Here is a 22,602-nt window from a genome sequence, read left to right on the forward strand (position 1 = left end):
AGCCATGTCCGCGCCTCGTTGCGCGACATGAGCCTCAGAGCAGAAAGGGGACGGTAAAGGATTTGACGCCGATCAAATCAGGATAAACGCGACACGATTTGGCCGCAGCGTTGCCGATGTGTCACGAGATATGCGAGTGCGAGCGAATGGCGCGGCAGGATAGTTCCTGCGCTCCGCACTTACGGCCGCACGGGATTGTTCAACATGTACTCGCCGAGATCGCGCTGGCGGCGATCGGCGCGCGCGGTGGCGGCGTTGCGCTGGACGTCGCGGTCCTTGCGGCAGGCTACGTATTCCGGCGAGCCCTGGGCGTAGCCGCGGCTCTGGCACACCGCGTCGTCATCGTCGCCGCCCACGGCCACCGGCGTCTGGTAGCGCGCCGAGCAGGCGGAGAGAGCGATGGCGAGAGTTACGGCTGCGAGCAGGCGCGGCGCGGTGGAGAGTGGCATCGAGGGTCCCTTGTTGGCCGGCCCCTGTTTAGCGCGGAATGAGGAGATTGTAAGTCGGTGACACCGTCATTCCGGGATGGTGCGTCAGCACCAGACCCGGAATCTCGAGATCCTCAGGTGCGCAATTGCGCACCATAGTTCGGTCCGGCGGACCGCCCCGGGATGACGCTTCGCGTCACACCCTTCCCTTCAGCGCCTCGCCAATCTCATCCAGCACCTTGGGATCCTCGATCGTGGCCGGCATGGTCCAGGATTCGCCGTCGGCGATCTTCTTGATGGTGCCGCGCAGGATCTTGCCGGAACGCGTCTTGGGCAGCCGGCCGACGGTGATGGCGAGCTTGAAGGCGGCGACCGGGCCGAGCTTGTCGCGCACCAGCGCGACGATCTCCTTCTCGATCTCGGCGGGCGGGCGCTTGACGCCGGCCTTGAGCACCAGGAAGCCGCAGGGTACCTCGCCCTTGATCGCGTCCTTGACGCCGAGCACGGCGCATTCGGCGACATCGGGATGCGAGGCCAGGATCTCCTCCATGCCGCCGGTCGACAGGCGATGGCCGGCGACATTGATGATGTCGTCAGTGCGGCCCATGACGAAGACGTAGCCGTCCTCGTCCTTGTAGCCGGCGTCCGAGGTTTTGTAATAGCCGGGGAATTCGCTGAGGTAAGCTTCCCTGAAGCGCGCGTCCTGGTTCCACAGCGTCGGCAGGCAGCCAGGCGGCATCGGCAGCTTGATGACGATCGAGCCCATGGTGTTGGGGCCGACGGGCTTGGCCGCTTCATCCACCACGTCGACCTGATAGCCCGGCATCGGCACCGTCGGCGAGCCGTGCTTCACCGGAAGTGCGCCGAGACCAACCGGATTGCCGGCGATGCACCAGCCGGTCTCGGTCTGCCACCAATGGTCGATGACAGGCACCTTGAGCTGCTGCTCCGCCCATTCCACCGTCGGCGGATCGGCGCGTTCGCCGGCGAGGAACAGCGTGCGGAATGTCGACAGGTCGTATTGCCGGATGAACTTCCCATCCGGATCCTCTTTCCGGATCGCGCGGAACGCGGTCGGCGCGGTGAACAAGGCGACCGCCTTGTGCTCCGAGATGACGCGCCAGAACGCGCCGGCGTCAGGCGTGCCGACCGGCTTGCCTTCGTACATGATCGAGGTCGCGCCATGCAGCAGCGGGCCGTAGATGATGTAGCTGTGGCCGACCACCCAGCCGATGTCGGAGCCGCACCACCAGACCTCGCCCGGCTTGACGCCATAGAGGTTGAACATCGACCATTTCACCGCGACCAGATGGCCGCCATTGTCGCGCACGACGCCCTTGGGAATGCCTGTCGTGCCCGAGGTGTAGAGGATGTAGAGCGGATCGGTGGCGGCGACGGGAACGCAAGGTGCCTTCTTGCCGTCGTTGATCGCCTTGCGGCGCAGGCTCGCCCAATCGTAATCGCGGCCCGGCGTGAGGTCACAGGTGAGCTGCGGACGCTGCAGCACGATACAGGCCTTCGGCTTGCTGCCGGCAAGCCTGATCGCCTCGTCGAGCAGCGGCTTGTACTGCACGATCCGGCCGGGCTCGATGCCGCAGCTCGCCGACAAGATGAGCTTCGGCTGCGCATCGTCGATCCGGGTGGCGAGTTCCTTTGCGGCAAAGCCGCCGAACACCACCGAATGCACCGCGCCGATGCGCGCGCAGGCGAGCATCGCGACCACCGCCTCCGTCACCATCGGCATGTAGAGGATGACTCGGTCGCCCTTGGCGACGCCGAAATCCTGCATGATGGCGCCAAGCGCCTGCACCTCGCTCAGGAGCTCGGCATAGGTGAGCTTGGTGATCGAGTTCGTGAGCGGCGAATCGTGGATCAGCGCGACCTGGTCGGCGCGGCCGCGTTCGACATGGCGGTCGAGCGCGTTGTAGCAGGTGTTGACCACGCCGCCGGTGAACCAGCGGCCATAGGGTCCCTGCGAGGGGTCGAAGATCTTTTTGGGCGGTTCGATCCAGTCGATCTCCCTGGCCGCCTCGGCCCAGAAGCCCTCGGGATCGGCCAGCGAGCGCGCATGGACCTCGTGATAGAGACTCTTCCCTTCGGCGTTTCCCCGGACATTCATTCCCGCGCTCCCGTTCCCTTTATGGCCTGGCCCCGAACCCTTGTGGCAGGACAGGTGTCCCGCCATGACCAGGATCAATTGCCGGCCTTGTTTGAGGGCTATTTTCCCGGGAACGGGCCGCGGTTCAAGCCGAAAAGGATGATGTCCTTCCCCCTCTCCCCGCTTGCGGGGAGAGGGGCGGGGAGAATAGCGCCTAGCTCTCCATCGCGTTCAGCTTCTGCAACCGCTCCTGCATGACCTTTTTCAGATCGTAGCCGGGGCGACGGAAGCTTGCATCGCGCGTGACGAGGAAATCGCGCTGGGACCTGCGCAGGCCGTCCGCCGAGCGCTTGCTCGCGGATTTCAACACGCGCTCGTAAGCCTCGGCGATCTGGCGGTCGAGCACGCCGAGCTGCGGATCGGCGCAGATCACCTTCTCGACCTCGCGCTTGGCGGAGGCGCAGTCGAACGACGGATCGCTGGCGGCGGCGTTCAGCACACGGGCCGGCTCGCCGCCAAATTTTGCGATCTCGGCGATCATCGCGCGGCGGCCGTTGAGCGCGTTCTCATTGGCGGGATCGAGCCGCAACGTCGCCTCGTAGTCGGCTAGCGCCTTCTTGCGATCGCCCATCTTCTTGTAGAGCACGGCACGGTTGTTGTAGGTCTTGGCAAAATTCGGATCGAGCTTCAGCGCGTCATTGTAGTCGGAGAGCGCGGCACCGAGTTCGCCCTTGAACTGGTAGGAGTCGCCGCGGTTGGTCAGGAAGTTCACCCGCTGCTCGAGACGGATCGCCTGATCGTAATCGGCGATCGCCTTGTCGTACTCCTTCATGGCGGCATAGGTGAGACCGCGGTTATCGAAATACTCCGGCACCTTTGGATCGAGCCGGATCGCCTCGCTGTCGTCTGCGATCGCCTTGTCGAGCTCGCCGAGCTTCTTGTAGGCGGCGCCGCGGTTGGTGTAGCTGCGCGCCCGGTTCGGATCGAGCCGCAGCGCCTCGCTGAGGTCAGCGACGGCCTTGTCGTAGTCGCCGCGCAGATAGAAGGTCGCCCCGCGGTCGGACCAGGCCTGGGCGGAATCCGCCTTCAGCTTGATGGCTTGGTCGTAGTCTGCAATGGCGCGGTCGAAGCGATGCTGGTTGGTGTAGACGACGCCGCGCAGCTCGTAAGCTTCCGCATCCTGTGGATCGAGCTCGATCGCCTTGGTCAGATCCGCCGCGGCCCGATTGAGGTCGCCGCCGGCCTCGCGCAAGAGGTCGCCGCGCAGGCGCCAGGCTTTTGCGTTCTTGCCGTCGAGTGCGATGGCGCGGTCGATATCGCGCAGGGCCTGGGTGAGGCCGCCCGAGGTGTGCGCATTGGCATTGGCACGGACCAGCAGCGCCGCGGCGCGATCGGAACTCGAATTGGCGGTTTGGTCGACGATGGCGCTGCACGACGTGATCAGCTCGGCGGGAGCCGCCTTGCTGCCGGCGACACAATCGGCTGCAGCCGAGGCCGGGACGACGAGTGCGAGGCTCATTGCCGTGCCGAGGAGGAGCGCGCATAGCGACGTTTTGGTGAACGAGGACGTTTGCGCGGAAAGATGCATGCCGCACATGACTTTGGGCTCCGTGACATCGGGTTCTTACCGTTGTCGCGGCGGGCTGGGACCGGGTTCAAACCGGACCCGTCAGCAGCGCACCGGCGTCCGCGCCCGCTCGCCCCGCACGCGGGGAGAGGCGAAGACGCTCAATACCCGTCCACCCCGTTGATCTGTTGCAGCCTGTCCTGCATCGCCTTCTTCAGATCATAGCCCGGCCGGCCGTATCCGGCGTTCCTGCGCGCGATGAAATCGTCCTGCTCGCGCTGGATCTTGCGAGCCTCCGCCGGGCTCCGGGCCTCGCGGACGGCGCGCAGATGGGACCCATAGATCTCCCGGTCGAGATCGGCGAGCTCGCGATTGCCGCAGATCGCCTTCTCCACGGCCCGGGCCGCGCGGGCGCAGTTGAAGCTGGGCTTGCCGGCGACCGCCATCTGCGCGCCGATGCGCTCGATCTCGCGCGCCATCGCCTTGTGATTGGCCTTGGCCTTCTCGTGATTCGGATCGATCTTGAGCGCGGCACCGAAATCCTGCACCGCCTTGGGCTTGTCGCCCTTCTTCAGCCAGAGCTCGCCGCGGGCGTTGAAGATGTCGGCGAGCGTGGGATCGAGCAAAAGAGCGCGGCTGTCGTCAGCAATCGCGCGGTCCACCTGGTCGTGTCGCGCGAAAAGCGCGCCACGCGCAATCAGCGCCTTGACCAGGTCCGCCTTCGCCGTCTTCTCGTTGTCGATCACGGCCGCGCAGGCGGAATTCGCCTTGTCCATGTCGTCGGCCGCGGCGGCCGCAAGGCACGGCGCGATATCGACCTGCGTGACGGCCACCGGCTCGCCCCCGGTCGCAGCATGGGCCGCGCCGATCGGAAGCGCCGAGAGCGCTGCGGCAGCTGACCATTGGATGAGCTTTTGAAAACGCATGCTTGTTGCAGTCGGAAGGTCTTGCTTCACTCTTGCCTTGAGGCCGCATTATCCATCATACGGCCGGATTGGTGCTAGCTTGTGGCACCGCTCAAATCGGTCTCGGGGACTATCGTGTCGACATTCGAATGGATCATCGTGCTGCTGCTCGGCGCCGTTGCCTTATCGGCGCTGGCGCGGCGGATCAAGGTCCCCTACCCGACCTTTCTCGCCATCGGCGGCGCCCTGATCGCCTTCGTGCCCTCGAGCCCGACCTGGACGCTCGAGCCGGACCTGGCATTGGCGCTTTTTGTCGCACCGGTCCTGCTCGATGCCGCCTTCGACACCTCGCTGCGCGATCTGCGCAACAACTGGGTTCCGGTCTCCACCCTGGTCGTCGCCGCGGTCGGCCTGACCACGGCCGGCGTCGCCTTCGTCGCGCACCGGTTGATGCCCGACATGCCCTGGGCCGCTGCGGTTGCGCTCGGCGCTATCGTGGCACCGCCGGATGCAGCCGCCGCGGTCGCCATCCTGAGCCAGGTGAAGCTGCCCCACCGCATGGTGAAGGTGCTGGAGGGCGAAAGCCTGCTCAACGACGCGAGCGCACTGCTGATCTATCGCATCGCTGTCGGCGCGGTTGCCACCGAGCATCTGACCTGGAGCCAGGTCGCGCCGACCATGGCGCTGGCGCTGGTCGGCAGCGTCATCGCCGGCCTCGTCGCAGCACGCATCATCGCGCCCATGATGGAGCGCGTGACGGAAGCCCCGAGCGCGATCATCGTTCAGTTCGCCACCACCTTCATGATCTGGATCGGTGCCGAGCATCTCGGCCTGTCCGGCATCCTCACCATCGTGATCTACGCCATCGCCCTCGCGCGCACCGCGCCGGCGCGCATGCCGGCACGGCTGCGGGTGCCGTCCTATGCGGTGTGGGAGACGACCGTGTTCGTGCTCAACGTGCTCGCCTTCATGCTGATCGGCATGCAGATGCGGCCGATCTGGACGCGGCTCGACGCCGACGTGCGCTGGGAATATTGCGTGGCCGCCGCCTGGATCCTGCTCACAGTGGTCCTGGTGCGCCTGTTCTGGGTGACGTTCTACCGGACGACGTTGCGCGTGCTGATCGCGCATAACCTCTACCATCCCAAGGATCCGAAACAGGTGGCCTCGCCGAAAGGCGGGCTCATCATCTCCTGGTGCGGCATGCGCGGCCTCGTCACGCTCGCCACCGCCTTTGCGCTGCCGGAGAATTTTCCCTATCGCGACTTCATCGTCTTCATCGCCTTTGCCGTGGTGCTGGGATCGCTCATCATCCAGGGTCTGACGCTGCGGCCGCTGATCCTCGCCTTCGACCTCAAGGACGACGACCCCGTCGGCATCGAGGTCGCGCGCGGCCGCGCCGTCGCCTATCGCGCGGCGCTCGATGCGATCGAAAGCGATCCGTCGGAGGAGGCGGAAATCCTGCGGCTAGAATATCGCGCCATCCTGATGCAGACCGAGACCGATCCGAACGGCGGCATCGCCAACGGCGAACTGCCCGCCGATCCGCTGCGCCGTCGCGCCATCGAGGCCGCGCGCAAATCCATCTTCGACCTGCGTGCCACCGAGGTGATCGGCGACGACGCGTTTCACCGGCTCGAGGAAGAGCTCGATCGCGCAGAATTGAGCGCGGGCGGTTAACCTCCGCTGTCAAGCGCGCGCCGATCCGAGACCCATCACCACGACATTGTGTTTGGCGAAGATTCGGAGTTGCCAGCGAGCGATACCACTACGTCTTGTGGTTATGGGTCCCGGATCTGCGCTTACGCTTGTCCGGGACAACGGCGAGTTTGAACCAAACCCTGCCCCTCCAGACTCATTCTTGATGACAACCCTGATCGACGACCGTCGTGTACGCGCGCGTGATGCGTCGCCTGCACGATATTTTTATTTCCACATGGCCCTAGCCTGCGCGGCGACGGCCTTTCTCGGTTTCGCGCCGACCTATTGGGTGCCGCTCGCCCACCGGACATTCTCCGCAAGCCCGGTGATCCACTTTCACGGACTGTTGTTCTTCACCTGGTCGCTCTATTTCGTGATCCAGACCTGGCTCGCGGCCTCGGGCCGCGTGGTCAATCACCGCTCGTTCGGCATTGTCGGCGTGTCGCTTGCGACGGCAATGACGATCTTCGGCTTCCTCGCCTCAGTGCACGTGATGAAGCATTCGGCCGCGCTCGGGCAGACCGAGGCGGGCATCTCGTTCTCGATCGTTCCGATGAGCGGGATTGCGTTCTTCGCAATTGTCTTCGTGCTTGCCATCATGAACACGCGCAGGCCCGAGATTCACAAGCGCCTGATGCTGCTCGCCGCGGTCTCGATCCTCGACGCCGCGATCGCGCGCTGGTTCCTGACCTTTCTCGCACCTCCTGGACCACCCGGCCCGCCGCCGGTGCCCGTAACGATCGCGCCGGCCGTGGTCGCCGCACTGCTGCTCGTCGTCGCCATGGTGCGCGACTGGCGCGCCGAGGGCAGGGTTCATCCGGTCTACATCACCGGCACACTCGCGCTGCTGGCGGTGAAGGTGTTGAACTGGCCGATCAGCGAGACGGCGGTGTGGCACGCGTTTGCCGGCGGGATCCTGGCGATGGCGCAGTAGCTCTCGGTGCCATCGCGAAGCACCAATGCCAATCCGTCACCCTGAGGTGGCCGCTTCTTCAGCGGCCCGCGAAGGGCGACGGCCCGGCTGCGGGGGGCCGTCCATCCTTCGAGGCTCCCGGCGCGATGCAACGCATCGCGCCACTCGCGCCTCAGGATGACGGGTTTAACAGCTGCGTATCAAGCCCCCGCCTTGCAGGTGATCCCGCCGTCCACCACCAGCTCGATTCCCGTCACATATTTCGACTCGTCCGATGCCAGGAACAGCGCGGCATTGGCGACATCCCAAGCCTCGCCCATGTGCCCCATCGGCACCTGCGCATCGCGGGCGCGCCACATCGCTTCGACATCGCCCTTGGCATAGCTGTTCGCGAGACCCGCGGAATGCTCGACCATCGGCGTCTTCATCAGGCCGGGCAGGATTGCATTCACCCGCACATGGTTCTTCGCGAACTCGATCGCGGTGGAGCGGGTGAGCTGGTTCATCGCCGCTTTGCTGGCGTTGTAGCTGACATAGGAGATCCCGACATGGCGGATCGAGGCGATCGAGGAGATGTTGATGATCGAGCCGCCGCCCTGCTTCACCATCACGGGGATGACGTGCTTCATGGCGAAATAGGCGCTCTTGAGGTTGACGCTGAAGACGCGGTCCCAGCTCTCCTCGGTCACCTCGACCACGCTGCCCATCTCGGCGATGCCGACATTGTTGTCGAGCACGTCGATGCGGCCATAGGCCTTCAGGCACGCCGCGACCATCGCTTCGATCTCGGCGGAACGCGAGACGTCGGCCGTGAACGCCGTCGCCTTGCCGCCTTCGCCGGTGATGATCTTGGCGGTCTCCTCGGCCGCGGCACCGTTGCGGTCGACGCAAAACACCTGCGCGCCCCCGCGCGCAAAGGTCACCGCGGTCGCCTTGCCGTTGCCCCAGCCCGGTCCGATCGAGCCGGCCCCCACCACCATCGCAACCTTGCCCTTGAGCCGATCCATCATGATCTCCCTTACTTCTCTTGTTGTTCACAGATGCTCATTTTGGTGACGTTAGCACCAATGGGATGCCCGACAATCTCCGACAACGTCTGGCAGCTTCCGTCGTGGCACAGCCGCCATTCCCCAGCCGCACCGGAATTGCCCAGCACCACCTCCGGCATCGGCGCACGCTGCGGCCGCCATTGAAACCAGCCATCGACGAGGCGCGCCTCGGGCGGCGGCTCCATGCCGGGGCCGGTGCCCTTGACGCGGGCCTGTACCAGTTCGAGGCCGGCAGGCGTCACGCGCCAGTCCTCCTGCCACTCGACCTTCGCGATCGAATGCGTCCATGCGAGCGTGAACGCGGACAGCGCCAGCGCCTTCACGCCGCCGGCTGTTGCGAAGCAGAGGCTCACACCGCCTCGACCGGCGCCGGCGGCCGCTGCCGCCATTGCCACAGCAGAAGCGCAGCGGAGAGCGTGAAGCCGGCGGTGTCGCTGAACAGGAAGTCGCCGAGCAGGCAGAACGCGGCGCCGAGCGCCACCAGGCGCTCGACGATCGTCAGCCGCGTGAACAGGAAGCCGATCGCGACCATGCCGAACAGGCCGATTGCCACCAGCGCCTTGACGGTCGCGAGCGCCACCGCGCCGTAGAAACCGAGCTTGGCCGCCATGGGATCGCCGGCTTGCAGCATCAACGCGGGCGAATAGACGAAAATGAAGGGAATGACGTAACCGGCGAGCGCGATGCGCATCGCCTCCCAGCCGATCTTGTCCGGATTCTCCTTGGCGATCGGCGCCGCCGCGAGCGCTGCCAGCGCCACCGGCGGCGAGAGGTCGGCCATGATGCCGTAGTAGAACGCGAACATGTGGCTCGCGATCAAGGGCACGCCGAGCTTCGCCAACGCCGGCGCGGCGAGTGCAGCGGTGATGATGTAGGTCGGGATGGTCGGGATGCCGGTGCCGAGCAGGATCGACAGCAGCATGGTCATGACCAGCGCCAGAAACAGGCTCTTCTCGCCGAGCCCGATCACCCAGCTACCGAAGATGGTGCCGACACCGGTCTGCGACATCATGCCGATGATGACGCCGACGATCGCGCAGGCCATGCCCACGGTGATGGCGGACTTTGCGCTCTCGGCGAGCGCATCGCGGCACTCGCGCAAGGCCTTGAACCCGCCACGCACGAACGCCGTGATCACGACGAGCCCGACCACGACGGTCGCGACCGGCACGATCTGGAGACCGTCGCGCGACAGCGCCGCGACGACCAGCGCGAGCCCGACCCAGAAGATGGTGCGGATCACCATCGAGGAGGCGCCCGTCGTGATGGCGGTGCCGAGGATCAGCGTCACGGTGAGCGCGAGGCCCATGCTGCCGGCATAGAGCGGCGTAAAGCCTTCGAACAGCATGTAGACGAGGGCAGCGAGCGGCAGCACGAGATACCAGCGCGTCACCAGCGCCTTCCAGGCGCTCGGGATCTCCGAGCGCTTCATGCCGACGAGACCGTGCTTGCCGGCTTCGAGGTGCACCATCCAGAACGCGGAGGCGAAATAGAGAATCGCAGGGATCGCGGCCGCCTTGACGATCTCCGAATATTGGACGCCGAGCGTCTCAGCCATGATGAAGGCGACCGCGCCCATCACCGGCGGCATGATCTGGCCGCCCATCGAGGCCGTGGCCTCGACGCCGGCGGCGAAGGCGCGGCGGTAGCCGAACTTGATCATCAGGGGAATCGTGAACTGCCCGACGGTGACGACATTGGCGACGCCCGAGCCGGAGATCGTGCCCATCATGCCCGAGGCGAACACCGCGACCTTGGCCGGTCCGCCGCGGGTCCTGCCGAATAACCCGAGAGAAACGTCGGTGAACAGCTGGATCATGCCGGCGCGCTCCAGGAACGAGCCGAACAGGATGAACAGGAAGATGTAGGTCGCCGAGACGTAGATCGGCACGCCGTAAAAGCCTTCGGTGCCGAACGACAGATGCGTGACGATCTGGTCGAAGTCGTAGCCACGATGGTTGAGCGGCGACGGCAGATACTGGCCGAAGAACCAGTAGAGCAGGCAGGCGCCGCACATCAGCGGCAGCGCCGCGCCCATCAGGCGCCGCGTGCCCTCGAAGATCAGCACAGCGAGCACCGTGCCGACGGCGAGGTCGAGCCTGGTCGGATCGCCGTCGCGCGCGATCAGATCGGCATAGAAGATCCACTGATAGAGGCCGCAGAAGAATCCGGCGGCGCCGATCACCCAGCCGAGCGCGCGGCCAGCATTGCTCTTCGCGGTGAAGTTGGCGATGAGGCCGAAGGTGAGCAGGACGAGGAAGCCGACATGGACGCCGCGGACCACCTGGCTCGGCAGATAGTTGAAGGCGGCGACATAGAGCTGGAAGGTCGCAAACGCGATGCCGATCCAGTAGGCGAGCTGGCCCCACCAGCCCGGACCAAAACCTTCCGGAAAACCATGCTCGAAATTGTCGAACTCGACCTTGATCGGCTCTGCCGTGCCCTCAGCCTTTTCCAGCATTTAACTCGTCCCCAGCCTGTCCATGCCGCTGAGCGTTGGCACAGCGCTCTAAAAACGTCATGCCCGGGATTGTCCCGGGCATTTGCACTCCTCTCCGTCATTCCGGGGCGATGCAAAGCATCGAACCTGGAATCTCGAGATTCCGGGTTCGGCTCTAACGAGCCGCCCCGGAATGACAAGGAAGAGAGTATTACTTGATCAGCCCTTTTTCCTTGTAATAGCGGATCGCGCCGGGGTGCAGCGGAACCGGGCTGCCGGTCGCTGCCGTCTCGAGCTTGATCTCCTTGCCGGCCGCGTGCGCATTCTGCAATTCCGGCAGCGACTCGTAGACCAGTTTTGTCATCTGATAGGCGAGATCCTCCGACACCGCCGAGCTGGTCACGAGATAGTTGACCACGGCCGCGGTCGGCACGTCCTTGTCCTGGCCGGTATAGGTGTTGGCCGGAATGGTCGCCGAGATGAAGGGCGGGCCGATCTTGTCGACGGTCTCCTTCGGCACCGACACCACCGTGATCGGGCTCGAGGTCGAGAGATCCTTCAGCGAGGCAACGCCGAGGCCGGCCGATTGCAGCGTCGCACCCAGCTGGCGGTTCTTCATGAGGTCGACGGATTCGGCGAACGGCAGATATTCGACCTTGCCGAGATCCTTGTAGCTCATGCCGGCGGCGCTAAGGATCGCGCGGGAGTTCAGCTCGGTGCCCGACTTCGGCGCACCGACCGACAGGCTCTTGCCCTTGAGGTCCGCCAGCGTCTTGATGCCGCTCTCGGCGGTCGCGACGATCTGGATGTAGTTCGGATAGATCGCGCCGATGGTCCGGAGCTTGTCGAGCTTGCTCTTGAAGCCCGCCTCCTCCTCGCCATCCCAGGCCGCTTTCAGCGAGTCACCCAGCGTGAACGCCAGCTCGCCGCGGCCCTGCTGCAGCAGGATCAAATTCTCGACCGACGCCTTGGTGGCCTGCACCTGCGTCTTCACGTTCGGAATCTTGTCGCCGTAGATCTTCCCGATCGCGACCCCGAGCGGATAGTAGACCCCGGAGGTGCCGCCGGTCAGCACGTTGATGAAGGATTGCGCATGCGCGCAAGGTGTCGACGCCGCCAGAGCCAGAGCCGCGGCCACGCCGAAGAACGTCCGTTTCATGATTTTTGTACTCCCCAAACCGGCGGCGAAATTGGCCGGACAGGGGATGCGGGTCAACCCATCCAAAAGGCAAAACAGGACTGCAGTAAACAGCCGTTCCGGCTCGGCTTTTGGGAACCCGGCGGGTGCGGCGAGGTGGCGCAGGAGCGCACCTCGCCATAGCTGGCAAGTCCTATTGGAACGTCATGTCCAGGCACTTGGAGATGTCGGAGCCGAGGCCGGAGGAGATGATGATGCAGCCGCGCACCTTCTGCGTGGTGACGTCGGCGGCCCAGACCGAGTAGCCGCCGGGACCGAAGAACGAGTTGGTGTTCGGCGGCTCGGTCTCGGTCGCATCGAAGTCATACTTGCCGTCGGTCTCGAAGATGCGCGGCTTCTTGGTGCAGCCGCCGTCGGTCTGGACGTTGATGACCTCCTTGTTGTCCCGCGTCAGCGCCAGAGAGACCTGGCAGCGGAAATATTCCGAGGTCTTGGTGTTGAAGAGGTAGGTGTAGGACTTGCAGGTCGCCGTGTTCAGCTTGCCCGGGGCAAGGCCGCGGCTGCAGGAAATCCGCTGGTTGTGGCTGAGCTGGTAATCGTCCGCCCGGGCGGCCGGCGCCAGCGCCGTGAGCAGCAGCGCGGCAGCCGAGCAGGCTTTAATGACATGGTTCATTCGAATCATCCCCACCAATATTTTTGTCGAATTGCGTTCTAGACGGAAAGCGGAACATAGTCGCGAGGGGACGAAGGGAAAATCACAAACTGCTGGGCGAGACGTGATGCGCCGCGGCGCTCTCGCGAATTGACCTGACAATACCGTTCGTGATTTGTTCAAGCCGGGCACCCCGAGGATGGGGAGGATGGAAACATGGCATTTTCAACGAAGACATTTGCAATCGCAGCCGCGCTCGCGGCATTGGCCGCACCCGCATTGGCGCAAACCGGGGCGACGCCCTGGGAGCTCAAGCCCGACACGGGCTATGCCTATGACAAGGACGGCAAGACCTATTCCTACAAGATGGGGACCAGCAATGCGGGCGAGCTCTTGAAGGGCGCCAAGAAGGTGCCGAAGGGCACGCTGTTCTTCATCGGCCACAACGGCCAGCTCTACATGCGCAGCGGCCCGTATCTGGAAGGCGACGGCAAGTTCAAGTTCGGGCCGGACCAGTAGGGGGCGGCTCTCGCCACAAAGGAAGCTGTCGTAGGGTGGGCAAAGGCGCGTCAGCGCCGTGCCCACCATCTGTCAGCAAACTCTGGTCGAAAGCGGTGGGCACGCTTCGCTTTGCCCACCCTACGGCAGCTTCGCCGGGACGACGCCGTTCAAAACGCCGCCGCCAGCTCCCTTGCGCCGGGTTTGCCGCTGTTCGAGTCCATCCGCTCGTCCGTCACCGCGAGCAGCTTCGCCACCGTGTTGTGGCGGATCGCGACCGGGTTGCGCTCGTAGCCGCCGCGCTGGAAGAAGTTCGAGGTCGGCACCTGCTCGCGCATCGCCTGCGGCATCGTCACCATGTCGAGGCCGGTGCCGTCGCCGGTGAGGTTCATCATTTCGAGCTCGGCCGCGGTGAGCGGACGCGTGTAGCCCTTGGCGCGGGCGAACAGCACTGACGTCAGCAGCTTGTGGGTCTGCAGCATCGGCCCGATGTCGATGTCCAGCACCATCGCATGCATGGCCCAGCCCTGCGCGGTGTTGCCGATCTTCTCATGCTCCGACCAGGTGTCGGGCACCGATTTCGCATGCGCCACCATCTTCTTGAGAATGGCGAGCTTGTGCTCGAGCGCCTGGCGCCCCGGACCTGAGGCCCGCGCCACCTTGTCGGAGAGCGCGCGGATGAATTCATGGCCCTGCTCGGCGAGCAGCTCGACGCTGTTGGTGGTGAGCAGCTGGTTGTAGCCCATCGCGGTCGAGATCGCACGCCTGCCGCCATGCTCGATGCCCGCCTGCACGTCGTAGCTACCGGTGCCCCCGGTCTCGAACGAGTAGACCCGCACCGCCTGCTCGCGCGTCAGCCCCGAAGCAACCGCGTAGCGCGCATAGGCGCGCTTGAACTCGACCTCGCTGGAGGGGCGCTGCGGCGTGAACTGGTAGAGCTCCTGCGCCGCGCGCAGCAGATCGGCGACCACGGGAATCGGCTTCTTGGCGGGGCGTTCCGGCGTTTCCTCCGGCTCCGGATTCACCGGACGCTTCGGTCCGGTATAGACCGGCGGATGCTCCAGCACGTAATCGTCGAGCGCGATCTGCTGCCCGCTGCGCCGCTTGGCGTTGCGGCCTTTCCGCTTCTCGGAGATCTGGCTCCAATAGGCGCCCGCTTCCTCGTCGAAGGCTCCGCGCGCCGCCTGATATTCCTGCAGCTTGCGGCGATATTCGAGCACGGCGGGCGAGGCACCACCTTGCGCGAAGAACTGCGACAGTAGCTGAGCCCTGGCATTGGCGACGGACGGCGGCAGCGCGTCGGCCTCGCCGCCACGCGCAGCGGGCACGAGCAGGAGAAACGCGAGTGGAACCGCAACCAGACTTTTTCGAATCGATTGATGCATGCTGCCCTCTTAGCAGGCATCCGGTAACCGTCACGTTAACGTGCCGTTTACCATCGTCACTTCCAGGCGAACACCGGCTGTTCCAGCTCGGCCACGCGGGTCTGCCGCCCCGCCAGCACCTCACGGAACTGATAGATCAAGGCCGCCGTCGGCGCATGGATCAGGCTCATCTGGTGATGGAAGCGGATCACACGGCGGCTGCTTTCGGGGATGACGGTGAAATCGAAGGCGTCCTCGCGCTCGATCGTCGTGAGCGCGATGCGATGGACCGAGGCGACCTCATCTGGGTTCGGATGGATCGCAGCGCTGTCCGCGGCCCAGACCACGACCGGGGTGATCAGATAGCCGGAGCGGGTCGGATAATCATCGAGCGTGCCGAGCACGTCAGTGCCGGTGAGGCGAAGGCCGAGCTCCTCGTCGAGCTCGCGCAGCGCGGCCTCGACCGGCGTCTCGCCGGCATCGCAGCGTCCACCCGGCAGCGCCCATTGGCCGCGATGGGCGCGCAAATGCGATGCGCGCAGCGTGAGCAGGAATGCGGTGTCGTCGCCCTCGCCCGCGTCAGTCAGTGCGACCGCCACCGCGGCGCGCTTCAGCGCCGGCGCCGCATCGTCTTCCGGCAGCCGCGTGAAGGCCGCGCAGGCAGCCGCGATATTCCGCCGTGTGGCATCGTCGAACGGTCTCATCATGCTTGACTACACCACGTCCGGCCCCGATGAAATGAGATCGAAGGCCCGCAAAGGAATGGACGACGAGATGACCAACAAGGCCGCCGCAAGGCTCAAATCAGAGGGCTGGAGCATCCTGGAGACCACGGGCTTCATGCACCTGATCGGCCCGTTGTGGGAGCGCGAGGTCGACGGGCAATATGAATTCGCACTCGCGACCGAAGACAAGCACCACAACCGCCGCGGCATGGTCCAGGGCGGCGTGATGATGACCTTCGCCGACCGCACCTGCGGCATGACCGCCCGCTACACCTCCGGCAAGGAATTCATGGCGACGGTGCAGCTCGACACCCATTTCGTCGAGGCCGGCCAGATCGGCGACATCCTGATCTCCCGCCCCCGCGTGGTGCGCTCGACCCGCAGCCTGATCTTCATGAGCACCGAGGTCACGGTGGATGATCGCTGCATCGTGATGGCCAATGGCGTGTTCAAGATCCTGAAGGGGCCGGCGTAGGGACACGTTAGGCAGCCCCGCTGCCAACCACACCCACCACTGTCGTCGCCCGGCTTGACCGGGCGACCCAGTACGCTGCGGCCTCTCGGCTCAATCACAGCCGTCTCTGGAATACTGGATCGCCCGATCAAGTCGGGCGATGACACCGAATATTCGGCATGAGTGCATGGCCACCCGTCATTGCGAGCGCAGCGAGACAATCCAGAACTCTCCCCGCAGGCGCATCTCTGGATTGCTTCGCTGCGCTCGCAATGACGGGGCTGGATAGCTATGCTGTCGCCTCCGAAAGCTTCGAGGACCACTCATGCAATACCGCCAGCTCGGCCGCACCGGCCTGAAAGTCTCGCCGATCTGTCTCGGCACCATGATGTTCGGCGGGCCGACCGATGAAGCCGCATCGAAACGGATCATCGAGAAGGCGCACGGCGCGGGCATCAACTTCATCGACACCGCTGACGCCTATTCGAAAGGCGCTTCCGAAGAGGTCGTGGGCCGCGCCATCGCCGGCAACCGCCACGCCTGGGTGCTCGCGACGAAACTCGCCAATCCCATGGGTGATGATCCCAACCGCGTCGGCCTGTCGCGGCGCTGGGTCATGCAGGCCGCCGACGAAAGCCTGAAGCGGCTCGGCACCGACCACATCGACATCTACTATCTGCACAAGGAAGACCATGCGACGCCGCTGGAGGAGACGGTGCGCGCGATGGGCGATCTGATCCGATCAGGCAAGGTGCGCTATTTCGGCGTCTCCAACTATCGCGCCTGGCGCGTCGCCGAGATCTGCAACATCTGCGACCGGCTCGGCATCGACCGACCGGCGGTGAGCCAGCCCTATTACAACGCGATGAACCGCATGCCCGAGGTCGAGCATTTTCCGGCCTGCGCCTATTACGGCCTCGGCATCGTGCCCTACAGCCCCTTGGCGCGCGGCGTGCTCACGGGCAAGTACAAGCCGGATGCCGCCCCGGACAAGGAGACGCGCGCCGGCCGCAACGACACCCGCATGATGCAGACGGAGTGGCGACCGGAGTCGCTCCAGCTCGCGCAGGAGATCAAGACTCACGCCGAGAAGAAGGGCATCACCGCCGGCCAGTTCGCGGTCGCCTGGGTGCTGAACTCGGCGTTCGTGACCTCCATCATCGCCGGCCCCCGCACCGAACAACAATGGGACGACTACATCCGCGCACTCGACTATCGCTTCACCGCGGAGGACGAAGCGCTGATCGATCGACTGGTCGTGCCGGGCCATCCCTCGACGCCGGGCTACAACGACCCGGCCTATCCGATCGAAGGCCGCCGCGCGCGGACGAGTTAGCAGCGGGAGACGACGATGCCGCATGAGGACCGCTACGGCCTGCCGCTTTCAACCGCATCCGATGCGGCGGCATCCGCCTATCGTGAGGGTGTCGACCTCATGCTCGCAGGCTGGACCGGCACGGCGGAGGCGCTGGAGCGCGCGATTGCGACCGATCCGGATTTCGCACTTGCCCATATCGCCCGCGGCCGCGTGCACGCCTTCTATCAACAGGGCGATCTCGCGCGGCAGAAGGCGGCGGCCGCGCGCGAGCTCGTTGCCAGACGCGGCACGGAGCGCGAGCGCTCGCATGTCGAGACGCTGGCGCTCGCGATCGAGGGCCGGCTGCCGGAAGCGATCGCAGCGATGCTGCAGCATGTCGAGAGCTGGCCCCGCGATGCCGTCGTGCTGTCGCTGCCGCTCGGTGCCTTCGGCCTGTTCGCCTTCTCCGGCATGGCCGATCACGACCGCGCCCGGCATGAGCTGTGCGAGCGCGTCGCACAGCATTATGGCGAGGACTGGTGGTTCCTCACGCTGTATGGCTGGGCGATGACGGAGAACGGCGACGTCGCGCGCGGCCGGCCCGTCACCGAGCGTGGCTTCAACCTCCGCCGCGCCAACGCCCACGCCGCGCATGCCGTGCTGCATGCGATGTTCGAGGACGGCTCCATCGAGGAGGCCGATCGTCTCGTCGACGACTGGATTCCCTCCTACGACCGCGCCGGTATTTTGCACGGCCACATCCGCTGGCACCAGGCGCTCGGCGCGCTCGAGCATGGCGATGCCGCACGGGCGCTCAAGATCTATGCCGACGTGCTCCAGCCCTCGGCCACGCAGGCGCCGCCGCTCAACATCATCACCGACGGCGCCTCGCTGCTCTGGCGCCTGTCGACGTACGGCCATGCGGTGCCGAAGGCATTGTGGGTGGAGGCCGACGCGACCGCGCAAAAACTGTTTCCGAAATCGGGCCTGCCGTTCGCCGACGTCCACATGGCGCTGTTCGCCGCCGCAACGCAAAATCAGGAGTCGCTCGTCGCCCGCCTTGCCGTGATCGAGCAGCGTCTGGCCGACGGCAAGCTGGCGGCCGGCCCCGTGGTGCCGGCGATCTGCCGCGCACTGGCGGCCTTTGCTGACGAGAATCATGAAGCTTGCGTACGCTTGCTCGCGCCTGTGCTGAGCGAGGTCGTGCGCATCGGCGGCAGCCATGCCCAGCGCGAGTTGATCGAGGACACCTTCATCGTCGCCCTCATGCGCAGCGGCGAGCTCTCTCGCGCGCGCACCCTGCTCGACGCCCGCCTGCACCGCCGCCCCTCCTTCCGCGATACGCGCTGGCAGGCGACGATGGGTTAGCTCTGCCACGAAAAAAACACCGGCCTGACGGCTAGTGCCCGCCGGGACGGTGGGGCGATTTGGACGAATCGCCAGGGATGGTGCGGTGGTATTCCAGACGGACTCGGCAATGCGAACGGGACGCAACCAATTGGCGATTCGACGGTTATGAAGCGGACCCTCGCCGCGTCCCGTTTTCCATGGTCCCGATGTCCAGCGTCCCCCGGCATGCGAGCCTGACGATGCGCCTCCGCCGACCGGTCCTCGCAGCAACCTTCGTCGCCTCCCTCGCCACCTCCCTTGCAGCTTCGGCAAGCCCTTGTTTCGCCGAAGATTCCAAGCCCATTCCGGTCAACAACCCGCCGGCGCAGCAGAACGCCCTGATCGACCTGCTGGCGCTGATGTCCGGCCAGTGCAAGACGCTGAAGGTCGCGGGCCGCACCTTCGCCTGCAAGACGGTCGCCTATGCCCATGGCGACACGGGCCGGGTCAATTTCGCGGTCGCCGTCGACGATCCCACCGATGCGAACCACGTCGTGTCGTTCTCCGGCGAGAACGGCAAGCGCGCCGACGACAATTCCTACGAGCTGCCGATCGACCGCATGCTGCTCAACTCCAAGGACCGGCCCAAGGTCGACGGACTGCCGGTACCCGCCGAGCAGGCCTCCACCGGCGTTTGCCGCCAGACCGGTAACTTCGCTGCCAGGAAGGTGAACGACGTGACCTGCTCGGCGACCGACAGCGAGGGACGTCGATATGAACTGCTGTTCGTCTCCGACGGTACGCCGGTGAGCGTGCGCCGCATCCGGCAATCGTCGCCGTCGATCCAGGACCCGTTCAAGTAGCGGCACTTCGTCTCGTCCCGCTCGTCAGCGGAGCGGATGCGCATCCTTCCATTTGAAACTCCCGGTCAGGCGGGTATGCTCGCGCGCGCGTCCTCATCGAGGAGGTCCGATTGCAACTGGAGCCGGGGGGCCGAGAGTCCAGCAATGCTTGTGATCACCGGGCTCGTGCGCATCCTGATCGTCTGCCTGCTCGCCAGCCTGTCGCGTGAATGCATCGCAGCCGACGGCCCACGGCAGCGTTCGATCCTCGTGCTGGAAGAAGCCGATTTTCGCTCGCCCTTCTATTCCGAGATCTTTGCCGGCATCCGCGCCGCCGCAAAGCAGAACGGCAAGGGACACACAGTGATCTTCGGCGAGAGCCTCGATCTCGCCCGCTTCCCGGGACCGGACTACGAAGAGAGTCTGGTCGGTCATCTCAAGACCAAATATGCGCATCGGCCGATCGACGTCATCGTCTCGATCGGCGTGACATCGGCGAAATTCCTTCAGGCGCGCAAGCAGGACATCTGGCCCGCCGCGCCCGTCGTGTACGGCTTCGTGCCGGACATGCCCGAGACGCGCGCGCTGTTCCTGCCCAACACGACGGCCGTCTTCGCAAGGGTCAGACCGGCGCAGCTGCTGATCGCGGCGCGCGCCGTCGTCCCCGACCTGACCCATGTCGTCCTCGTGGGCGAAGCCTGGAAGAATCCACTGACATACGGACACTGGAAGCAGGACTTCGCGGCCGCCATGCCCGATCTCGAAGTCACCGATCTGTCCAGCACCGTGCTGCGTGAGGTGCGCAGTCACGTCGCCTCCCTGCCCGCCCGCTCTGCGATCCTGACCTCGGCGATGTATTCCGACGGCGAAGGCACCTATTATTCCCCCGCCGCGGCGCTCGCACGCGTCGCCGAGAATGCGAACCGCCCGATCATCATCACGTCGGATACGTTCCTCGGACGGTCGGGCGTGGGCGGCTTCCTGCTGCTGCCCGAGATCATCGGCCGGGAAGCCGGCGAGGTCGCGATGCGCATCCTCGACGGCGAAGCGCCGTCGAGCATCGCACCCGTCAGCGGGAACAACGTGAAGCCGATCTTCGACTGGCGGCAGCTGAAACGCTGGAATGTGGACGAAGCCAATCTGCCCCCCGGCAGCGAGGTGCGTTTCCGCCAACCGAGCTTCTGGGAGCAGTATTACTGGCACTCCATCATGATCGCGGGCGTGGTGCTGGTGCAGGCGCTGATGATCACCATTCTGCTGCGCGAGCGCCGGCTGCGCTTCGTGGCCGAGGTCGAGGCGCGCCAGCGCATGTCGGAGCTCGCCCACATGAACCGCCGCGCGACCGCCGGAGAGATGTCCGTCTCGCTCGCACACGAGCTGAACCAGCCGCTCGCCGCCATTCTGATCAATGCCGAGACCGCCCAGCAGATTTTGCGGAATCCGGCGCCCGACCTCGGCGAAGTCAGGGACATACTGGACCACATCCGGCGCGACGATCAGCGGGCGGCCGAAGTCATCGGCCGGCTGCGCTCGTTTCTGAGGCGAGACCCGACCGAACGGCGCGAGCTCGACCTCAATGCCACGGTCGGCGAGGTGTTTCGATTCCTCTCCGTGCAGGCCCTGACCCACGATGTCGAGCTCGTGACTCAGCCGTCCCCCGCGGACATCCGCGTGAAAGGCGACAAGGTGCAGCTGCAGCAGGCCATCCTGAACATCGTCGTGAACGGCATGGAGGCCGTGGCCCATCTTCCGAACGAGCGGCGCCGCGTCGTCGGACGAACCAGTCTCGCTGAGGGCAACCTCGCCCTTGTCTCCATCGCCGACGCAGGTCACGGCATCCTCGCGGAGAAAGTGACCGAGATCTTCAAGCCGTTCTTCACGACCAAGACGCAAGGCATGGGCATAGGCCTCTCGATCGCGTACACCATCGTCGAGGCGCATGGCGGCCGCATCTGGGCCGAAAACGCCCCGTCAGGCGGCGCCGTCTTTCACGTCAGCCTGCCGCTGGCCGCGCCACGGTAGCGACCAATCTCCGGAGCGACCCATGACGCGCGACCGCCTGTTCCTGCTGCGCCCCGGTTTCGAGGACCCCGCCTATCCGGGCCAACGCTTCTACTGCTGGCATTGCGCGCTGATGGAGGGCGTGCTCGCCTCGTTTCCAGCATTGGCCGCAAAGCTCGACGTCGAGCGCATCGCCTGGCCGCGGCCGCGGCAATCCGTGATCGCGCTGGTCGGCGAACAGAATCAGTCGCTGCCGCTGCTCGTGCTGGCGGATGGCGCGACGTCGCGGCACCAGACCGGCAGCCATCAGGGCCGCGCCTTCATCGCCGACAAGGACGCCATCCTCGCCGCGCTGTCAGAGCGGCACGGCTTTCCCGATCCGCATCCGTGAGGACCGTGCGTAGGGTGGGTTAGCGCAGCGTAACCCACCTCTTTGGGTCGCCGCAGAGATAGCAGTGGTGGGTTACGCCTTCGACTAACCCACCCTACGAGACTGTCCGTCGCGAAACGAGGGAAGATTGGCATTGCACCCTCCCGATCGCTGCGCATAGTCGGCGCAACAAACCAGCCGAGCCCGCCCCGCCATGCCCACTCCCCTCCCCGCCCTCATCGTCGTCGACGTCCAGCGCGCCTTCGACGAATGGGAGGCGGCGGGCAAGCGGCGCAACAATCCCGAGGCCGTGGCGCGCATCGCCGACCTGCTCGCGGTGTTCCGGACCAATCGCGCATCGATCTTCCACATCCGCCACGAGGGCACGAGGCCGAACTCGTCGTTTCTGCCGTCGCGCTCGGGCTATGCGGTCAAGGACGAGGCGCGCGAGCAGGACGGCGAGCCCGTGATCGTCAAGCGCGTCAACAGCGCCTTCATCGGTACGGACCTCGAGACGCGCCTGCGCGAAGCCGGTATCACCACACTCGTCATCTGCGGCGCCACCACCAATCACTGCGTCGAAACGACGACGCGGATGGCCGGCAATCTCGGCTTCGATGCGCGCCTGGTGCGCGATGCGACCTGGACGTTCGACCGGGTCGGCCCCGACGGCGATGCGCATTCGGCCGAGGACATCCACGCGATGACGTTGTCGAATCTCAACGGCGAATTCGCACGCATCGTCACGGCGAGCGACGTGGTCGCGTCATTCGCGGCGAAGTGATGGCACCGATGCGGCACGCGTGGTGATGCGACAATAAATCCCACGAC

21 protein-coding genes are annotated in these 22,602 nt (G+C 65.4%); 10 read left to right on the plus strand and 11 right to left on the minus strand.

The window, feature by feature from the left end; all coding sequences use genetic code 11:
- Positions 1 to 179: 179 nt before the first annotated feature.
- The 4 genes from JQ603_RS17320 to JQ603_RS17335 all read right to left on the minus strand — a co-directional run bounded on the left by JQ603_RS17320 (position 180) and on the right by JQ603_RS17335 (position 5,019).
- Positions 180 to 449 carry a hypothetical protein gene (locus tag JQ603_RS17320; RefSeq protein ID WP_212341181.1) on the minus strand — a complete coding sequence of 90 codons (270 nt, stop codon included), beginning with the start codon at positions 447 to 449 and terminating at the stop codon, positions 180 to 182.
- Positions 450 to 624: 175 nt separating this feature from the next.
- Entirely contained in the window at positions 625 to 2,547 is a 1,923-nt protein-coding gene (locus tag JQ603_RS17325; protein WP_212341183.1) for a propionyl-CoA synthetase, read from the minus strand.
- A gap of 193 nt (positions 2,548 to 2,740) precedes the next feature.
- Positions 2,741 to 4,123 carry a tetratricopeptide repeat protein gene (locus JQ603_RS17330; protein ID WP_212341185.1) on the minus strand — a complete coding sequence of 461 codons (1,383 nt, stop codon included), beginning with the start codon at positions 4,121 to 4,123 and terminating at the stop codon, positions 2,741 to 2,743.
- Between the two features lie 131 nt (positions 4,124 to 4,254).
- Positions 4,255 to 5,019, minus strand: coding sequence for a tetratricopeptide repeat protein (locus tag JQ603_RS17335; protein ID WP_212341186.1), 765 nt, complete (start codon positions 5,017 to 5,019; stop codon positions 4,255 to 4,257).
- An 81-nt stretch (positions 5,020 to 5,100) separates the two neighbouring features.
- On the opposite strand from JQ603_RS17335, the gene JQ603_RS17340 reads away from it, so the two are divergent.
- On the plus strand, positions 5,101 to 6,678 hold the full coding sequence (locus tag JQ603_RS17340) for a cation:proton antiporter (protein ID WP_212341187.1): 1,578 nt from the start codon (positions 5,101 to 5,103) through the stop codon (positions 6,676 to 6,678).
- Between the two features lie 184 nt (positions 6,679 to 6,862).
- On the plus strand, positions 6,863 to 7,633 hold the full coding sequence (locus JQ603_RS17345) for a hypothetical protein (RefSeq protein ID WP_212341188.1): 771 nt from the start codon (positions 6,863 to 6,865) through the stop codon (positions 7,631 to 7,633).
- 179 nt (positions 7,634 to 7,812) lie between these two features.
- On the opposite strand, the gene JQ603_RS17350 is transcribed toward JQ603_RS17345, so the two are convergent.
- The 5 genes from JQ603_RS17350 to JQ603_RS17370 all read right to left on the minus strand — a co-directional run bounded on the left by JQ603_RS17350 (position 7,813) and on the right by JQ603_RS17370 (position 12,912).
- Positions 7,813 to 8,619 (minus strand): SDR family NAD(P)-dependent oxidoreductase, encoded by an 807-nt coding sequence (locus JQ603_RS17350; RefSeq protein ID WP_212341189.1) that lies wholly within the window; start codon positions 8,617 to 8,619, stop codon positions 7,813 to 7,815.
- 11 nt (positions 8,620 to 8,630) lie between these two features.
- Positions 8,631 to 9,050, minus strand: a complete 420-nt coding sequence (locus tag JQ603_RS17355; protein WP_212341190.1) for a DUF1850 domain-containing protein — start codon at positions 9,048 to 9,050, stop codon at positions 8,631 to 8,633.
- Complete coding sequence (locus JQ603_RS17360) at positions 9,011 to 11,122, minus strand: TRAP transporter permease (RefSeq protein ID WP_212341191.1); 2,112 nt, start codon at positions 11,120 to 11,122, stop codon at positions 9,011 to 9,013. The genes JQ603_RS17355 and JQ603_RS17360 overlap by 40 nt, the downstream gene beginning before the upstream one ends.
- A 190-nt stretch (positions 11,123 to 11,312) precedes the next feature.
- Positions 11,313 to 12,260, minus strand: coding sequence for a TAXI family TRAP transporter solute-binding subunit (locus tag JQ603_RS17365; RefSeq protein ID WP_212341193.1), 948 nt, complete (start codon positions 12,258 to 12,260; stop codon positions 11,313 to 11,315).
- Positions 12,261 to 12,432: 172 nt separating this feature from the next.
- Positions 12,433 to 12,912, minus strand: coding sequence for a hypothetical protein (locus tag JQ603_RS17370; protein ID WP_026312531.1), 480 nt, complete (start codon positions 12,910 to 12,912; stop codon positions 12,433 to 12,435).
- A 195-nt stretch (positions 12,913 to 13,107) separates the two neighbouring features.
- Between JQ603_RS17370 and JQ603_RS17375 the strand changes: the two genes are divergently transcribed.
- On the plus strand, positions 13,108 to 13,410 hold the full coding sequence (locus tag JQ603_RS17375; RefSeq protein WP_212341194.1) for a hypothetical protein: 303 nt from the start codon (positions 13,108 to 13,110) through the stop codon (positions 13,408 to 13,410).
- A 149-nt stretch (positions 13,411 to 13,559) separates the two neighbouring features.
- On the opposite strand, the gene JQ603_RS17380 is transcribed toward JQ603_RS17375, so the two are convergent.
- Both JQ603_RS17380 and JQ603_RS17385 read right to left on the minus strand, forming a co-directional pair.
- The gene (locus tag JQ603_RS17380; RefSeq protein WP_212341195.1) at positions 13,560 to 14,774 is read right to left on the minus strand and encodes a hypothetical protein; all 1,215 of its coding nucleotides are present in this window, start codon (positions 14,772 to 14,774) and stop codon (positions 13,560 to 13,562) included.
- Positions 14,775 to 14,830: 56 nt separating this feature from the next.
- The gene (locus tag JQ603_RS17385) at positions 14,831 to 15,460 is read right to left on the minus strand and encodes an NUDIX hydrolase (protein WP_212341197.1); all 630 of its coding nucleotides are present in this window, start codon (positions 15,458 to 15,460) and stop codon (positions 14,831 to 14,833) included.
- A 67-nt stretch (positions 15,461 to 15,527) separates the two neighbouring features.
- Here JQ603_RS17385 and JQ603_RS17390 point away from each other — a divergent pair, with 67 nt between their 5' ends.
- The 7 genes from JQ603_RS17390 to JQ603_RS17420 all read left to right on the plus strand — a co-directional run bounded on the left by JQ603_RS17390 (position 15,528) and on the right by JQ603_RS17420 (position 22,555).
- Complete coding sequence (locus JQ603_RS17390; protein WP_212341542.1) at positions 15,528 to 15,953, plus strand: PaaI family thioesterase; 426 nt, start codon at positions 15,528 to 15,530, stop codon at positions 15,951 to 15,953.
- Positions 15,954 to 16,257: 304 nt separating this feature from the next.
- Complete coding sequence (locus JQ603_RS17395) at positions 16,258 to 17,268, plus strand: aldo/keto reductase (RefSeq protein WP_212341199.1); 1,011 nt, start codon at positions 16,258 to 16,260, stop codon at positions 17,266 to 17,268.
- Between the two features lie 15 nt (positions 17,269 to 17,283).
- Positions 17,284 to 18,597 carry a tetratricopeptide repeat protein gene (locus JQ603_RS17400; protein WP_212341201.1) on the plus strand — a complete coding sequence of 438 codons (1,314 nt, stop codon included), beginning with the start codon at positions 17,284 to 17,286 and terminating at the stop codon, positions 18,595 to 18,597.
- Between the two features lie 221 nt (positions 18,598 to 18,818).
- Entirely contained in the window at positions 18,819 to 19,421 is a 603-nt protein-coding gene (locus JQ603_RS17405; RefSeq protein ID WP_212341203.1) for a hypothetical protein, read from the plus strand.
- 144 nt (positions 19,422 to 19,565) lie between these two features.
- Positions 19,566 to 21,422: a sensor histidine kinase gene (locus JQ603_RS17410; protein WP_212341205.1), complete on the plus strand. Its 1,857-nt coding sequence runs from the start codon at positions 19,566 to 19,568 to the stop codon at positions 21,420 to 21,422.
- A 22-nt stretch (positions 21,423 to 21,444) separates the two neighbouring features.
- A complete protein-coding gene (locus tag JQ603_RS17415) occupies positions 21,445 to 21,792 on the plus strand; it encodes a DUF3088 domain-containing protein (protein WP_212341207.1) in 348 nt (115 codons plus the stop codon).
- 193 nt (positions 21,793 to 21,985) lie between these two features.
- Positions 21,986 to 22,555 carry a cysteine hydrolase family protein gene (locus JQ603_RS17420; protein ID WP_212341209.1) on the plus strand — a complete coding sequence of 190 codons (570 nt, stop codon included), beginning with the start codon at positions 21,986 to 21,988 and terminating at the stop codon, positions 22,553 to 22,555.
- Positions 22,556 to 22,602: the final 47 nt, after the last annotated feature.

Source organism: Bradyrhizobium liaoningense, assembly GCF_018130825.1.
GTDB lineage: Bacteria > Pseudomonadota > Alphaproteobacteria > Rhizobiales > Xanthobacteraceae > Bradyrhizobium > Bradyrhizobium liaoningense_B.

What these genes read in the sequence shown, in the direction of transcription:
- JQ603_RS17320 (WP_212341181.1), bottom strand. Translation starts at nt 449, where the DNA reads ATGCCACTCTCCACCGCGCCGCGCCTGCTCGCAGCCGTAACTCTCGCC.
- JQ603_RS17325 (WP_212341183.1), bottom strand. Translation starts at nt 2,547, where the DNA reads ATGAATGTCCGGGGAAACGCCGAAGGGAAGAGTCTCTATCACGAGGTC.
- JQ603_RS17330 (WP_212341185.1), bottom strand. Translation starts at nt 4,123, where the DNA reads ATGTGCGGCATGCATCTTTCCGCGCAAACGTCCTCGTTCACCAAAACG.
- JQ603_RS17335 (WP_212341186.1), bottom strand. Translation starts at nt 5,019, where the DNA reads ATGCGTTTTCAAAAGCTCATCCAATGGTCAGCTGCCGCAGCGCTCTCG.
- JQ603_RS17345 (WP_212341188.1), top strand. Translation starts at nt 6,863, where the DNA reads ATGACAACCCTGATCGACGACCGTCGTGTACGCGCGCGTGATGCGTCG.
- JQ603_RS17350 (WP_212341189.1), bottom strand. Translation starts at nt 8,619, where the DNA reads ATGGATCGGCTCAAGGGCAAGGTTGCGATGGTGGTGGGGGCCGGCTCG.
- JQ603_RS17355 (WP_212341190.1), bottom strand. Translation starts at nt 9,050, where the DNA reads ATGGCGGCAGCGGCCGCCGGCGCCGGTCGAGGCGGTGTGAGCCTCTGC.
- JQ603_RS17360 (WP_212341191.1), bottom strand. Translation starts at nt 11,122, where the DNA reads ATGCTGGAAAAGGCTGAGGGCACGGCAGAGCCGATCAAGGTCGAGTTC.
- JQ603_RS17365 (WP_212341193.1), bottom strand. Translation starts at nt 12,260, where the DNA reads ATGAAACGGACGTTCTTCGGCGTGGCCGCGGCTCTGGCTCTGGCGGCG.
- JQ603_RS17370 (WP_026312531.1), bottom strand. Translation starts at nt 12,912, where the DNA reads ATGAACCATGTCATTAAAGCCTGCTCGGCTGCCGCGCTGCTGCTCACG.
- JQ603_RS17375 (WP_212341194.1), top strand. Translation starts at nt 13,108, where the DNA reads ATGGCATTTTCAACGAAGACATTTGCAATCGCAGCCGCGCTCGCGGCA.
- JQ603_RS17380 (WP_212341195.1), bottom strand. Translation starts at nt 14,774, where the DNA reads ATGCATCAATCGATTCGAAAAAGTCTGGTTGCGGTTCCACTCGCGTTT.
- JQ603_RS17385 (WP_212341197.1), bottom strand. Translation starts at nt 15,460, where the DNA reads ATGATGAGACCGTTCGACGATGCCACACGGCGGAATATCGCGGCTGCC.
- JQ603_RS17390 (WP_212341542.1), top strand. Translation starts at nt 15,528, where the DNA reads ATGACCAACAAGGCCGCCGCAAGGCTCAAATCAGAGGGCTGGAGCATC.
- JQ603_RS17395 (WP_212341199.1), top strand. Translation starts at nt 16,258, where the DNA reads ATGCAATACCGCCAGCTCGGCCGCACCGGCCTGAAAGTCTCGCCGATC.
- JQ603_RS17400 (WP_212341201.1), top strand. Translation starts at nt 17,284, where the DNA reads ATGCCGCATGAGGACCGCTACGGCCTGCCGCTTTCAACCGCATCCGAT.
- JQ603_RS17405 (WP_212341203.1), top strand. Translation starts at nt 18,819, where the DNA reads ATGCGCCTCCGCCGACCGGTCCTCGCAGCAACCTTCGTCGCCTCCCTC.
- JQ603_RS17410 (WP_212341205.1), top strand. Translation starts at nt 19,566, where the DNA reads ATGCTTGTGATCACCGGGCTCGTGCGCATCCTGATCGTCTGCCTGCTC.
- JQ603_RS17415 (WP_212341207.1), top strand. Translation starts at nt 21,445, where the DNA reads ATGACGCGCGACCGCCTGTTCCTGCTGCGCCCCGGTTTCGAGGACCCC.
- JQ603_RS17420 (WP_212341209.1), top strand. Translation starts at nt 21,986, where the DNA reads ATGCCCACTCCCCTCCCCGCCCTCATCGTCGTCGACGTCCAGCGCGCC.